Origin of the sequence: Rhodovastum atsumiense, assembly GCF_937425535.1 — a bacterium.
Classification (GTDB): domain Bacteria; phylum Pseudomonadota; class Alphaproteobacteria; order Acetobacterales; family Acetobacteraceae; genus Rhodovastum; species Rhodovastum atsumiense.
In genome coordinates this window covers 4,976,611-4,989,956 of sequence record NZ_OW485601.1, presented here as the reverse complement: position 1 = coordinate 4,989,956, position 13,346 = coordinate 4,976,611, and the positions used below count along the sequence as shown (strand labels likewise).

At 69.9% G+C, this 13,346-nt stretch carries 10 protein-coding genes; 7 read left to right on the top strand and 3 right to left on the bottom strand.

Features of this window, described 5'->3' with window-relative positions:
* Positions 1 to 137 precede the first annotated feature (137 nt).
* Positions 138 to 1,490: a cytochrome C gene (locus tag NBY65_RS22480; RefSeq protein WP_150041597.1), complete on the top strand. Its 1,353-nt coding sequence runs from the start codon at positions 138 to 140 to the stop codon at positions 1,488 to 1,490.
* A 21-nt stretch (positions 1,491 to 1,511) separates the two neighbouring features.
* Here NBY65_RS22480 and NBY65_RS22475 read toward each other — a convergent pair whose 3' ends face one another.
* A complete protein-coding gene (locus NBY65_RS22475; protein ID WP_162530606.1) occupies positions 1,512 to 2,939 on the bottom strand; it encodes a carbohydrate porin in 1,428 nt (475 codons plus the stop codon).
* 173 nt (positions 2,940 to 3,112) lie between these two features.
* On the opposite strand from NBY65_RS22475, the gene NBY65_RS22470 reads away from it, so the two are divergent.
* The 3 genes from NBY65_RS22470 (at position 3,113) to NBY65_RS22460 (ending at position 7,449) form a co-directional block, all read left to right on the top strand.
* On the top strand, positions 3,113 to 4,447 hold the full coding sequence (locus NBY65_RS22470) for an ABC transporter substrate-binding protein (RefSeq protein WP_150041599.1): 1,335 nt from the start codon (positions 3,113 to 3,115) through the stop codon (positions 4,445 to 4,447).
* Between the two features lie 114 nt (positions 4,448 to 4,561).
* The gene (locus tag NBY65_RS22465) at positions 4,562 to 6,634 is read left to right on the top strand and encodes a TonB-dependent receptor plug domain-containing protein (protein ID WP_203330522.1); all 2,073 of its coding nucleotides are present in this window, start codon (positions 4,562 to 4,564) and stop codon (positions 6,632 to 6,634) included.
* Positions 6,635 to 6,636: 2 nt separating this feature from the next.
* The gene (locus NBY65_RS22460) at positions 6,637 to 7,449 is read left to right on the top strand and encodes a TonB family protein (protein ID WP_150041600.1); all 813 of its coding nucleotides are present in this window, start codon (positions 6,637 to 6,639) and stop codon (positions 7,447 to 7,449) included.
* A gap of 103 nt (positions 7,450 to 7,552) precedes the next feature.
* Here the strand turns inward: NBY65_RS22460 and NBY65_RS22455 are convergent, their stop codons facing one another.
* Positions 7,553 to 9,823: a CheR family methyltransferase gene (locus NBY65_RS22455; protein WP_239002836.1), complete on the bottom strand. Its 2,271-nt coding sequence runs from the start codon at positions 9,821 to 9,823 to the stop codon at positions 7,553 to 7,555.
* Positions 9,824 to 9,944: 121 nt separating this feature from the next.
* Positions 9,945 to 10,958 (bottom strand): chemotaxis protein CheB, encoded by a 1,014-nt coding sequence (locus NBY65_RS22450; RefSeq protein WP_239002837.1) that lies wholly within the window; start codon positions 10,956 to 10,958, stop codon positions 9,945 to 9,947.
* Positions 10,959 to 11,144: 186 nt separating this feature from the next.
* Between NBY65_RS22450 and NBY65_RS22445 the strand changes: the two genes are divergently transcribed.
* The 3 genes from NBY65_RS22445 to NBY65_RS22435 all read left to right on the top strand — a co-directional run bounded on the left by NBY65_RS22445 (position 11,145) and on the right by NBY65_RS22435 (position 13,021).
* Positions 11,145 to 11,504 (top strand): hypothetical protein, encoded by a 360-nt coding sequence (locus tag NBY65_RS22445; protein WP_150041602.1) that lies wholly within the window; start codon positions 11,145 to 11,147, stop codon positions 11,502 to 11,504.
* A gap of 154 nt (positions 11,505 to 11,658) precedes the next feature.
* On the top strand, positions 11,659 to 12,669 hold the full coding sequence (locus NBY65_RS22440; RefSeq protein WP_150041603.1) for a chemotaxis protein CheB: 1,011 nt from the start codon (positions 11,659 to 11,661) through the stop codon (positions 12,667 to 12,669).
* 49 nt (positions 12,670 to 12,718) lie between these two features.
* Positions 12,719 to 13,021: a hypothetical protein gene (locus NBY65_RS22435; protein WP_150041604.1), complete on the top strand. Its 303-nt coding sequence runs from the start codon at positions 12,719 to 12,721 to the stop codon at positions 13,019 to 13,021.
* The last annotated feature ends 325 nt before the right edge of the window (positions 13,022 to 13,346 follow it).

Sequence of the window (13,346 nt, the reverse complement as noted above, 5' to 3'; positions counted from 1 at the left end):
TCCGATCGCACCGCTTCCGCCCGTCCGGGCTGATGACGGAGAGACCCATGGACCCGATGCCCACCGGGGGAACTCATGAGTCCGCCCCGCACATTTCTCCCCGCTCCCCCCATGCCATGCCCGCCTGCGCAGGCTGCGTGCCCCTCGTGCTGCTCGCCTGTTCGGCGCTGCTGCGTCCGGGAACGGCGCGCGCGGTGCCGAGCTTTGCCCAGCAGACCGGACAACCCTGCGCCACCTGCCATGTCGGCGCCTTCGGCCCGCAACTGACCCCGTTCGGGCGCGCGTTCAAGATCGGCGGCTACACGATGGCCGGCGGCACGGGACCGGGGTCCCGGCTGCCGCTGGCCGCCATGCTGCAGACCTCCTTCACCCATACAGGGCGCGCCCAGCCGGAGCCGCCCGAGCCACGCACCGGCCGCAACAACAATGCCGTGCTCGACCAGATCAGCCTGTTCTACGCGGGGCGGATCACCGACTGGTCCGGCGCCTTCGTCCAGGGCACCTATGACGGCATCGCCAGAAGCCTCGCCCTCGACAACACCGATATCCGGCCATTCACCACGGTGATCAGCCTCGGCGACACCGACCTGCGCGTCGGCACCACGGTCAACAATGGCCCGACCGTGCAGGACCCCTACAATTCCATCGCCTGGGGCTACCCGTTCTTCTCCTCGTCACTGGCGCCGACGCCGGCGGCGAAGACCCTGCTCGGCGGCGGCAACATGATCGGCAACGCGGTCGGCGTCACCGCCTATGGCTGGTACGGCGAGCATCTTTACGCCGAGTTCGGCGGCTACGGCACGTACGGCCCAAGCCTGCTGCGCGCGACCGGGACGACCTACGGCCCCGGCAGCACGGTCAACCTCGCCCCCTACGCGCGGCTGGCCTATGAGTGGGACTGGAACGGCCAGGCCGCGCATATCGGCGGGATGCTGCTGCACGCCAGCTTCAACCCGACCACAGGCAGCTACAGCACGGACGGCTCAGCGGGGCACGACAGCTACACCGACTGGGCCCTGGATGCCGGCTACCAGTTCATCGGCACCGGCGAGCACATCGTCTCCGCCTATGGCATCTTCATCGGCGAAAGCCAGGACCTCGCGGGCGCCACGGCAGCGGGCACGTCCAGCCAGCCGCACAACACCCTTTCGCAGGTCAACGCCAACCTGACCTACTACTACCGCAACACCTACGGGCTCACCGTGGGATGGCAGACCATCTGGGGCAAGGCCAATCCCGCCCTCTATGCGCCGGCCCCGGTCAGCGGCAGCGCCAACGGCAAGCCGAACAGCAACGCCTTCATCCTCGAAGCCGACTGGGTGCCGTTCGGCAAGGCCGATTCCTGGGGCGCGCCCTGGGTCAACATGAAGCTGGGGGTGCAGTACACGCTCTATACGCACTTCAACGGCGGCACCCGCAACTACGACGGCTCCGGGCGCAAGGCCGCCGACAACAACACCGTGTTCGCCTTCGCCTGGCTCGCCTTCTGAGCCGGCGCGCCGCGCCCTGCATCAGAAATCGATGGTCAACCGACCGGCGAAGACGAAGGCATTCTTCAGCCGGGCGTCGGCATTGGGGTGAATGAAGTACTGCACCGCCGGTTCAATGGTCACGCCGGGATGAACCGGCATGATGTAGTCCAGTTCGATCGCGTATTCATTGTGCTGCGGATGCGCAGCCCCATTGGCCAGAGGCAGGCCGAGCGCCTGCTGCTGCAGTTGCAGGTCGCCGAGCTGGTGGCTGACCCCCCACCAGCCAACGGTCAGCATCACCGCGTCGTTCGGCCGTGACCGCCAGAATCCCTTGTCGTACAGCCCGCCCCACGCCGTCCGCCAGGTGATCGAGTTGCCGCCGGTGCTGTTGCCGTAATGCCCCACCAGCGTCAGCCCGGTGTCCGGTCCGGGGCCGTGGCGCAGCAGCATCTGGTCAGCGACCACCCAGAACTGCCGCCGCCCACTGGTCACCGCCGGCGTCTGCCCTGCCAGCAGCAGCGGGCCTCCCGAGGCATTGCGGTAGAGGCTGTCGAAGTCGGAGCTGTCATAGGCGAAGCCGACCTTGTAGTGGCCGGGCAGCTTCTCCGCGCCGAACGCCGGCTCCCAGGCGAATTCCACGGGGACGATCACCCCGGTGGCGGTGCCGGTGTCCCAGGACCAGCCGGTGCGGCCGCCGCCGGGAAACGGCTTCGATTCGTAGGCACCGAGCTGGACATAGGTCTCGGCGGAGGACGTCACGCGCACGCGCCCGCCCCAGGTCGATTGCGGCCAGGAAGTGAACTGCGCGTTGTTGCTCAGGGCCCGCGGATTGCCGCATCCCTGCAGCCCGATCGGAAAGCAGCCGAACGGTGAGGCCGCGAAATCCAGGGCGACCGGCATGCGCCCGACCGCCACATCGATCCGGTCATCGAGCAGCTTCTGCCGGGCGTAGAACGCGACGAGATGCAGCCCCATGTTGAAGCCGGCGCCATAGATCTCGGCCGACTGCATGTAATTGTCGCGCATGGCGAAGCGGCTGAGGTTGTTGCCCTGGCGGTTGACGATGGCGAAATGCGTGCTGAAGCCCGTGACATCGGCGAGCTTCCCCCAGTCGATGTCGGCGCTGAAGGCGATCTGCCCGGCATAGCCCGCGCCGGTGCGCTCGCCGGTGACGTTGCCGCCGAATTCGCCGATATAGCCGAGCCGAAGATCGACGCCCCGGTCCAGCAGGCGGGTGCGCAGGCCGCCCAGGTCGCCGAGCAACCGCGTCTGGGCAAAGGGCGATGGCGCGGCCGGCCGCGTCTCCTCCGCCGGCCGGCTTGCGCCGGGGCCACCCGGCAACGCGCCCGGACCACCGGCGCCACCGCTGCCTTGCGCGCCGACCGGCGCAGGTGCGGCCAGCCCCAGCAGCGCGATCGCCACCCCCGCCGCCATGCGTCGCGGCCCTGCCGCCCATTGCCGGGTCATTGTTTCCTCCCTTTCTTGCCTGCCATCGGCTGCGTCCCGAGGAGGAGCGGGTTCGACCGCGCAACGCGGCGGCGGCATCACTCCTGCGAGATTCCCGTTGCCACGGAGCGGTTTGACACCATGACGATACCGTTATATTCCGAAAATATATAACGCTTGCACGAGGGACCAGGATGACACTGGGCAGACGCGTCATGCTCGCCGCGATGGGAGCGGCCTTGCTGGGTGCGGCCGTGCCTGCACGCGCCACCGGAAATCGGGTCGTCGTCATGACGGCCTACCCGGATCCGCTGGTGAGCCTGTTCGAAGCCGCGTTCATCCGGGCGCATCCGGACATCGCCGTGCAGATCGTCGGGAAGTCCTCGCGCGAAGCGGCGGAGATCCTGCGCAGTCCCGACCAGGGCGGCATCGACGTCTACTGGGCACCCTCCCTCGCCACCTTCCATGCGCTGCACGGGGCCGGGGTCTTCCATCCGCTCGGGGTCGACCGCGCCGTCCTGCCCGGCCAGATCGGCGCCCAGCGCATCTCCCCGCCCGACGGCATGTTCGAGGCATTCGAGGTGGCCGGCTACGGCATCGTCGCCAATCCGGCGACGCTCGCCCGGCTCGGGCTGCCGGTGCCGCGCGACTGGCGTGACCTCGCCGATGCCCGCTGGGCCGGACAGGTAGTGCTGCCGGATGCCGGGCATGTCGGCTTCTCCCCGGCCATGTACGACATCATCCTGCAGGCCGAGGGCTGGGAGCATGGCTGGGCGCTGATCAGCGAGATCGCCGGCAATGCGCGGCTGGAACCGGTCGGGCCGCTGGTCGCGCACACGGTGGCCGAGGGCGCGGCGGCCGGGCTGACCATCGACATGCCGGTACGCAGCGCGATCGCCCGGGGCAGCGCGGTGACGCTGACCTATCCGGCAGAGACCGCCTTCCTGCCGGCCCACCTGGCCATCACCGCGAAGGCACCGCATCCCGAGGCGGCGCGGATCTTCGTCGATTTCCTGCTGGGGCCGCAGGGCCAGGCGCTGCTGTTCCGGCCCGAGGCGCTGCGCTATCCGGTGCGGCCGGACGCCTATGCGGCCGCACCGGACGGCACGGTAAATCCCTTCGCCCGCCCGGAGGCCGCGCGCTTCGCCTATCGCCCGGGCCTCGGCATCGCCCGCGCCGGGCTGGTCACGGCGCTGTTCGAGCACATGATCGCCCGGCCGCATGCGCGGCTGGTGGCGCTGTGGGCCGACCTGCACCGCGCCGAGGCCGCGCTGGCACGGGCGCCGGATGTCGGCCTCGCCGCCACGCTGGCCGAGGCCCGCGCGCGCCTGACCGCGGTGCCGGTGAGTGCCACGGAAGCCGTGGACGCCACCACGCTGCTGGCCTTCCGCCAGCGCGGCTCGGCGCATGACGGCAAGGTGGTCGAGACCGACATCGAGCAAGGCTGGGACGCGGCACGCGCGCGCAGCCTGGACGAGGCCGCCGCGCTGGTCGCGCGCGTGCTGGCGGCGCGGCCCGCCGCCCCCTGACCGGGTGGGGCGGACGGGTGGCCCGCGCCGCCTGATCCGCCCGCCCTCCTTTCCCCCTTCCCGACCCGACCGACCCGAAAGCCGATCCGGCTTCCGGCAAGCCAGGACCATGCCATGCGCCGTATGCGATCCGATACAACGACATCCCCCCTGGCCCTGCTCGCCGCCCCGCTATTGGCAGCCCCCCTGCTCGCCGGACCGCGCCCGGCGCTCGCCGAGGAGCCATCGGAAGTGTTCCGCCTCGGCCAGATCAACGTCACCGCGCAGGGCGTCGACCCGAGCCCGGTGGGGGGCAGCACGCTGCCGCAGGAAGAGATGTGGAAGTTCAACCGCAATACCCTGACCGATGCGGTGAACCTGATCCCCGGCGTGGTGTCCTCGACCACCGGCGGGCCGCGCAGCGAGGGGCTGATCACGGTGCGCGGCTTCGACCGCAACCAGGTGCCGCTGTCGATCGACGGCGTGCGCGTCTACCTGCCCGCCGACGCGCGGCTGGACTTCAACCGCTTCCTGACCCCCGACGTCTCCGAGATCCAGGTCGCCAAGGGCTATGTCTCGGTGATCGATGGCCCCGGCGGCATGGGCGGCGCCATCAACCTGGTGACCCGCACGCCCACGAAGCCGTTCGAGGCCGAGTTCCGCAGCGGGCTCGGCTTCGACAACAACGCCTCGCTGACCGGCTATGACGGCTACGGCATGGTCGGCTCGCGGCAGGAAAAATACTACCTGCAGCTCAGCGCGACCGGGCTCACCCAGTCGCATTTCCGCCTCTCCGACGATTTCCAGCCGGGCCGCTACGAGAACGGCGGCAACCGTGACCACTCCGGTCGCGGCGACTGGCGCGTCAACGCCAAGGTCGGGGTGACGCCGAACGCCACCGACGAATACTCGCTGAACTTCACCCGGCAATCCGGGTCGAAGGAAGCGCCGCTCGCGCCGAACGCCACCGGCTCGATGCTGCGCTACTGGGACTGGCCGTACTGGGACGTGCAGAGCCTGTACTGGCTGTCGAAAACCCAGATCGGCGACGCCACCGCGCTCAAGCTGAAAGCTTACTACAACACCTTCAGCAACGGGCTCTATTCCTACGACGACGCCAGCTACACCACGCAGACCACGTCGAAGGCGTTCCGCTCGTTCTACGACGACAAGGCCTACGGCACCTCGCTGGAGATGGACACCGACAAGCTGCCGATGAACACGCTGAAGGCAGCCTTCTTCTTCCGCCGCGACGTGCACAGCGAATGGCAGGACCTGTACACGCCGCGCCCCTATACCGAGCCGCGCCAGACCTCGATCGAGGACACCTGGTCGGTCGCACTGGAGAACACCTTCCACGCCACCGACACGGTCGATGTGGTGGGCGGCATCAGCTATGACTGGCGCGACCTCGACCAGGCGCGCGACTGGGACACCACCACCCGCAGCATCGTCAACTACCCGCTCACCGGCACCGACGCCGTCAACTGGCAGGGGGCGGTGATCTGGCGCTATTCGGAGACGGGCAAGGCCCACGCCAGCGTCTCCTCGCGCACCCGCTTCCCCACCCTGTTCGAGCGCTTCAGCTCGCGCTTCGGCGGCGCCACCTCCAACCCCGGCCTGAAGCCCGAGCGCGCCATCAACAGCGAGATCGGCATCACCCAGCAGGTGGCCGGCACCACCCGCATCGACGCCACCGTCTTCTACAGCCACGTGAAGGACGTGATCGAGACGGTGCCGATCCTCTACCAGGGCCAGAGCCTGACGCAGAGCCAGAATGTCGGCTCGGGCGATTTCTACGGCTTCGAGCTCGGCGCGGCGAGCCGCCCCGTCTCCTGGCTGGAGGTCGGCGGCAACTACACGCTGATCCAGCGCCAGCTCAGCAATCCGGTGAGCCCCGACTTCCACCTCACCGACGTGCCGATGCACAAGGTGTTCGGCTACGTCACCTGGGAACCGCTGCCGGGGCTGGGCCTCACCCCCAACCTGGAAGCCACGACGGCGCGCTGGGCGATCAGCAATGCCGGCACCACGTATTTCAAGACCGGCGCCTATGTGCTGGCCAATTTCCAGGCCAACTGGCAGGTCACGCGCAACGTGGAGCTGGGGGCCGGCGTGCGCAACATCTTCGACCTGAACTACTCGCTGACTGATAGCTGGCTGGAATCCGGGCGCACCTACTACGTGAAGGGACGGGTGACGTTCTGACCGTGGTGCCGGCGCCGGGAGCGATCCTCCGCTCCCTGCTCGGCCACCTCGTCGCGATCGGCCTGCTGCTGGGGCTGAGATCCCCCCCACCGCCCGCGCCCATGCCCCTGGTCGAGGTCGAGCTGCTCACCCTTGGCCAGGACGCGGCGGGGGGCGATGATAACGAGGCGGCGGCGGCACCCGTCGACGCCCCGATTGCCCCGGCCAGCGCCGCGCCGCTGGCGGCAGCGGTCGCGGAGCCCGAACCTCCCCCAGAGCCTCCACCAGCACCGGCGCCAGAGCCGGTGCCACCGCCTGTGCCGGTGCCACCGCCCCCGCCCGCGCCGGTCACGCATCCCCGCCCCCCACCGCGGCCGCTGCCACCGCCCCGCCCCGCCGCCTTGCGCAGCGGACCACGCCAGCCGGCCGCCACGGCCCCCGCCGCGCCGCCCGTAGGCGGAGCAGGCCCCACCGGCACCGGCGCCGGTGCCGGCGAAGCCGCACCCCCCGCCACCGCCACGGGCCCCGGCCCGCAGGGGGCCACCTCCGCGGCCGATCTCGGCGCCTATCTCGCGGCGGTGCGGCGACGGCTGCAGGCCCACCTGCTCTATCCCGAGGACGCCAGGCGGCTGCGGCTCGGCGGCAGCGTGATCGTGCGGTTCCGCATCCGCGCCGACGGCACGCTCGACGACGCCGCGCTCGCCGTGGCGGGGCATGCCGCGGCACCGGGACTGGACGAAGGCGCGCTCGGCACCGTCCGGCGGGCGGCACCGTTCCCGCCCCCGCCCGCCGGCGGCATCGCGGTCGAGCTGCCAGTCGTGTTCGCGATCCGATAGGACGTGCAGGGCAGATCAGCGCAACGCCATCCGCCATCACCACCGCCCGCAAGGTGGTCGGCTTGCGTTGGCGGATTGCATCCGCCCTACATGCTCCCAGCCGTCACCCAACGCCGGCGAGGCGCTGGCGCTCGGAGATGTCGTGCACGATGGCCAGCACGAAAGGCGGCTGCTCGTCACGGAAATGCTGCAGGCACACCTCCACCGGGTAGTCCCGGCCGCCGCTGGAGCGCAGCACCGCCTCGAACACCACGTCACGCCGCTCGCCGCTGAGCAGCGGCGCGATCAGGTGGTGCATCCGCTCCGGCGCGATGCCCGGCATCAGGTCGGTGATCGCGGTCTGGCGCAGTTGCATCAGGGAGTAGCCGAGCTTCTCCTCGGCGCCGTGATTGACCAGGGTGAAGCGCAGCGTCTTCGGGTCGAGGAAATACACCTCGTTGAGCGACTGGCCGATGATGCGGCCGAGATGGCGGATGTAGTCCTCGTTGCGCATCGCCTCGGTCACGTCCTCCATGACCAGCACCACGCCTTCAGGCGCGCGTTCCTCGCGCAGCAGCGGCAGGATACGCACGCGGACATGGATCGGCCGGCCGCGGCGGTCGGTGGCGCGCAGCTCGCGCAGGGTCTGCGGCTCCTCGCTCAGCAGCACGCGGTGCAGGTCCTGGTGCAGCCGCTGCACCGGCAGGCCGATGTCGAGCGGCAGGAAATCATGGCCGATCACCTCTTCGGCGCGCAGCCCCCAGGTATTTTCGCTCCAACGGTTCCAGGACCGCACCCGCAGGTCGCGGTCGAGCACCACGATGCCCGCCCCCATGCTGCGCAGGATCGCATCGGTGTAGCGGCGGAAATCGGCCGCCTCCTCGGACTGGCGCCGCAGCTCGGCGTTGGCGACCTCCAGCTCCTCGTTGGTGGAGCGCAGTTCCTCGTTGGTGGTCTCCAGTTCCTCGTTGGTGCTCTGCAGCTCCTCGTTGGTGGTCTCCAGCTCCTCGCGGGTGCTCTGCAGCTCCTCGTTGGTGGTCTCCAGCTCCTCGTTGGCGGATTGCAGTTCCTCGATATGGGTCTCCAGCCCCTCCTGCACGCCCTGCAACTCCTGGGCGAGCATGAAGGCGTGGGTCGTGTCGGTGAAGCCGAGCAAGGTCACGAATTGCTGCCCGTCCTGGCCGAACAGCGGCGTCACCTCGATGGTCAGCCGCAGCGGGTCGGCGCCGGCGCGATGGAACTCCAGGTTCTCCAGCCGCACCATGCGGCCTTTCTGCTGCGCCTCCTCGATGCGGCTGCGCAGTTCGGTGGGGCGGTAGGAAATAGACAGGTCCTGGAACGGGCGGCCGATATCCGCCTCCCCCAGTTCCAGCAGCCGCCGCGCCGCCGGATTGGCGAAGGCCAGTTGCCCCTCCATGTCCACGGCGAGATAGGCGATGGCCGAGCCGTCGACGATGGCGCTCTGCAGCCGCGCCGGCGGCACGGCGACACGCTCGATCCCGGCGCCGCGCAGCAGGGAGATGCTGCCGCCGATGGAGCGGTGGCGTTCCGGGCTGCCGGTCTTGCGGAAGATGCGGTGGCGCAGGTCCAGCGGCTCGAACAGGCGGGAGCGGGCAAGCTGGGTTTCCGCCTTGCCCAGGCACAGATAGCCGCCGTCCACCAGGGCGTAGTGCAGCCGCGCAAGCACCTCTTCCTGCGTGGACGCCTCCAGGTAAATGAGCAGGTTGCGGCAGACGATCAGGTTGACATGGCCGATCGGCGCGTCGTGGACGATGTTGTGGCGGCCGAAGATGACGCAGCGCCGCAGGTCGCGGATCAGCGTGGAACGGCCGTTGCTGGCCTCGAAATAGCGCTGCCGCAGATCCGGCGGCACGCTGTCCATCTCGGCTTCGGTATAGGTGGCCTGGCGGGCGAGCTGCAGCGACGGCTCGTCGAGGTCGGTGGCGTAGATCTTGGCCGCCCGGCAGAAGGCCTCCGGCCCTCCCAGCGCCTCGGCGAACAGCATGGCCAGGCTGTACGGTTCCTGCCCGCTGGCGCAACCGGCGCTCCAGACGCGGATGCCGGTGCCGCTGGTACGGTGCCATTCGACGATGCGCGGCACCACCTCCCGCTGCAGCACCGCCCAGGTCTCCGGATCGCGGAAGAAGGCGGTGACGTTGATCAGCACCGTGTTGAGGAGTTCGGCGAATTCCTCCGGATTTGCCTCCAGCAGCGCGTGGTAGGTGGCGAAGTCCTCGACGTTGATCTGTTCCATCCGCCGGATGATCCGCCGGCGCAGGCTGGTGCGCTTGTAGCCATGGAAATCGATTCCACGCTGCTCCTGGATGTAGTCGATCAGGTCCTTGAAGTCGGGCTCCGGGCCGTCGGTGCCGCTCATCCGTCCACCCATGGTCATGGCTGGGTGTGCTTACCACGCCCGGCGACTGGCAAGGAGAAGCGTCCACGCCGGATCAGGCCGTCACGCATGCTTCCGACAGGATGCGGGGCAAGGCCGGCCACCGCAAGGGGCGGGCCGGTCAGCCCCGCGCGGGGGAAACGGCGAAATCGCCTTCCCCGCCGTCATCCGAAGGTCGTTTCCAGCCCTGCTCGTTGAAGCGGCGCAGCACCGTGGCACGCTGCGTCGATTCCCGCATCGCCGCCTCCCAGTGCCGGACCGCCACGGCCTGGCCCCGGCCCCGTGCCGCCTCGGCCAGCCCCCGGCACAGTTCGGCCCGCTCGTTGAGCACCCGCAGCGCCACGTCCAGCGCCTGCTCCAACTGGTCGAACTGTGCCTCGTCCATGTTCCGGGCGGCGAAGCGGTGGCCGATGTGGCACTCGAAATAGGGCAGGCTGTCGACCAGCGTCTGGGTGAGGGCTCCTCCGCAGTTGGGACAGGTGAGCGCCACCGGCCGCTTCAGCTTGTACTCCCTTGCCATGTCTGCAGTTTCCTCCATGCCTGTGGCAGACATTCCAGCCGGATCGCCGAACATGGCGGTGGCGGGCCCTGGGCCGCAGACCCGGACCAGCAGGCCGGCGATGGCGGCGACCGGCAGGCAATGGCCGACCGTGACATGCCGCAGGGCCGCGCGGGGCATCTGGGGATAGGCCGCCTCGCGCGGATCCTGCACGATCGTCAGGCCGCCATGCCGCCCGATCTCGGCCAGCCCCGCCGTGCCGTCGCCCTGCATGCCCGAGAGCACCACCCCGGCGAGACGGCGGCCACAGGCACGGGCGGCGGAGCGGAACAGCGGGTCGATGGCGGGGCGGGTGCGGTTCTCGCGCGGGCCGCGGGACAGTTTCAGGGTGTCGCCCCGCGCCGCCACCAGCAGATGCCGGTCGGGAGGCGCGATCCGGATGCGCCCGGGGCGGATCTTCTCGCCGTCCTCCGCCCAGGCCGCGCGCAGCCGGCCCGCGCGGTCGAGCACCGCGGGCAGATGGCTCCGCCGGGACCCGATATGCAGCACCACCAGCAGGGCGGCCGGAAAGCCGCCCGGCAGGCCGCCGACGAGGGCCAGCAACGCTTCCACCCCGCCCGCCGAGGCCCCGATCACGACAATATCCCGCCCCGCTGCATCCTCGCCCATGGATCCCGAACGGCCGCCCCCCTCCGGCGCCGGATCCACACAGGGAGTTGAAGATCCGGACTGCAGCCGGGCGGCGTGCTAAAGAATCCCTGCTTTCGTGGCGGAACCGGTTGGCCGATGCTCCCTCGCCCGGTTGCCGCAGGAAGCGTGGGCATGCCGCGCCACTGCCAGCCTGCCCTCCCGGCGAATGCCAATGTCGCAACGGAGTGGACCGATTTGGACCAGGCCGGAGACAAGCGACCGAGTTCCATCCAGGCTCGCATCCAGATCGAGCGCCTGCTGCGGCAGACGCAGGCCCTGGTGCAGCAATCCCGGCACGCCGTGCAGGTCTCCCAGCGCACCATCATGGCGAGCGAGGCGATGATCCACCGCACGCGCGCGCTGTGCCTGCATCCCCCCGGGAAAGCACCTTCCGTCCCGCCGCAGCACGCCGCCCCGGCGGCGCCGTCCGGAGGATCGAAGGGGGAAAGCGCGCAAGCGGGGCAGGATGACGCGGCCGGACAGACACGGTGACGACGCGCCCCTCCCGTCCCGGGCCGCAGCGGTACAAGCTTCGTGGCACGGCCGCCAGGCTGCCGCTCGTGCCGGCATGGCCCCTGCCCGCCGCATCCGGCACGCCTTCCCCCCCGGTCCTGCGCGAGCCCGGGCACGAGCGGAGGATCGGCCGATGACCGACACGCGGGAACACGGCATCATCGTGATCGGTGCCTCGGCGGGCGGCGTGGAAGCGCTGCAACGCCTGGCGGCCTGCCTGCCGCCCACCCTGCCCGCTGCCGTGTTCGTGGTCCTGCACATCGGACCACGCTTCAGCGCGCTGCCCGAGATCCTCAGCCGGGCCGGCACCCTGCCTGCCTGCCACGCAGTGGATGGCGCGCCGATCCGGCCTGGCCGCATCTATGTCGCGCCGCCTGATCATCACCTGCTGATCACGCCAGGCCAGATGCGGCTGTCGCGCGGCCCGCGCGAGAACCGGGCCCGTCCGGCCATCGACGTCCTGTTCCGCTCGGCCGCCCAGGCCTACGGCCCCCAGGTCGTCGGCGTCGTCCTCACCGGCGGCCTGAACGACGGCACGGCCGGCCTGGTCGCGATCAAGGCGGGCGGCGGCATCACCGTCGTGCAGGAACCGGACGAAGCGAAATGTCCCGGCATGCCGCTGAGCGCGTTGCGCCATGCCACGATCGACCACCGGCTGAAGCTGGACGACATTCCCGGCCTGCTCGCACGGCTGGCCGGACCGGTGCCCGCGCCGGATCCGGGGATGCTGCCCCCTGAACAATCCTGGACCGATCTGGAGGCCGGCTTGAACGAAGGATATGATCTCGCACGGCCGCTGGCGCTGACCTGCCCGACCTGCGGCGGAGCCCTGGCGGAGACGCAGGATAGCGCCCTGCCCTGCTTCACCTGCCATATCGGCCACCGCTTCGTCGCCGCCGACATGGACGAGGCCCAGTTCCAGGCCATGGAACGGGTGCTGGAAATGGCGCTGCGGGTGCTGAATGAACGGGCGGCCCTCTGCGAGCGCATGGCCGGGACCTGGCACGGCAAAGGATTCGACGAACTGGCCTGGCGATGGCGCGCGGCGCGCGACGAGGCCCGGGAAAAGGCGGAGGTGCTGCGCGGCTTCATCGAAAATGGCTGGCTGCGCCCCGACCCCGATGGGGAGACCGGCGATGCCTGAGCTCCCGGCGCCCCAACTCAGGCACGGACACCGCCCAGGAGATATGCCCATGAATGATTCGGCCGAAGAGCACCTCGCCCAGGCCGTGCGCCATGTGCGGGAAGGCGAGCAGCGGATTGCCCGCCAGATGATGATCGTCGACACGCTGGAGAAGGACGACCACCCGAAAGCAGCGGAACAGGCGAAGCAGGTGCTGGACGTGCTGCGCCGCAGCCTCGAACTCGCCCGCGAGCATTTGCGCATCGAACAGGATATGCACGGCACGCCGTCTGCTCCCCGGCCTGCCGAACCGGCACGTGACGCCGTGCCGGAGGAACAGGGGTCCCGGCCACGGGACCACCCCACCGCATGACGGCGACACAGCCGGTCCAGCATGGCGTGCCGTCCGGAACCCCATCGGCCCGGTCGCGGCGATCCGGATCTGTTTTAACGGTTAAACGGTTTCCTCGCTCCGGGCTGCTCGCAGGCGGCCTGCCGCCATCGGCCGGGCGCGACACCTGCCGCCCGGGACCGGCATGAGGGAACGAACATGCCGGATCCCCTCGACGATACAGGGCCTTGAAGACATGCTCCCGGCGACGGAGACGCCGATTCCGACCGCCCTGCGGTTGGACCCCACAGATCTGTGTGCCGGTACGGCGCTCTTCAAAGAACTGTGTCGGGTGCTGGCGCGTCTG

What these genes read in the sequence shown, in the direction of transcription:
- NBY65_RS22475 (WP_162530606.1), bottom strand. Translation starts at nt 2,939, where the DNA reads ATGACCCGGCAATGGGCGGCAGGGCCGCGACGCATGGCGGCGGGGGTG.
- NBY65_RS22470 (WP_150041599.1), top strand. Translation starts at nt 3,113, where the DNA reads ATGACACTGGGCAGACGCGTCATGCTCGCCGCGATGGGAGCGGCCTTG.
- NBY65_RS22465 (WP_203330522.1), top strand. Translation starts at nt 4,562, where the DNA reads ATGCGCCGTATGCGATCCGATACAACGACATCCCCCCTGGCCCTGCTC.
- NBY65_RS22455 (WP_239002836.1), bottom strand. Translation starts at nt 9,823, where the DNA reads ATGACCATGGGTGGACGGATGAGCGGCACCGACGGCCCGGAGCCCGAC.
- NBY65_RS22445 (WP_150041602.1), top strand. Translation starts at nt 11,145, where the DNA reads ATGCCGCGCCACTGCCAGCCTGCCCTCCCGGCGAATGCCAATGTCGCA.
- NBY65_RS22440 (WP_150041603.1), top strand. Translation starts at nt 11,659, where the DNA reads ATGACCGACACGCGGGAACACGGCATCATCGTGATCGGTGCCTCGGCG.
- NBY65_RS22435 (WP_150041604.1), top strand. Translation starts at nt 12,719, where the DNA reads ATGAATGATTCGGCCGAAGAGCACCTCGCCCAGGCCGTGCGCCATGTG.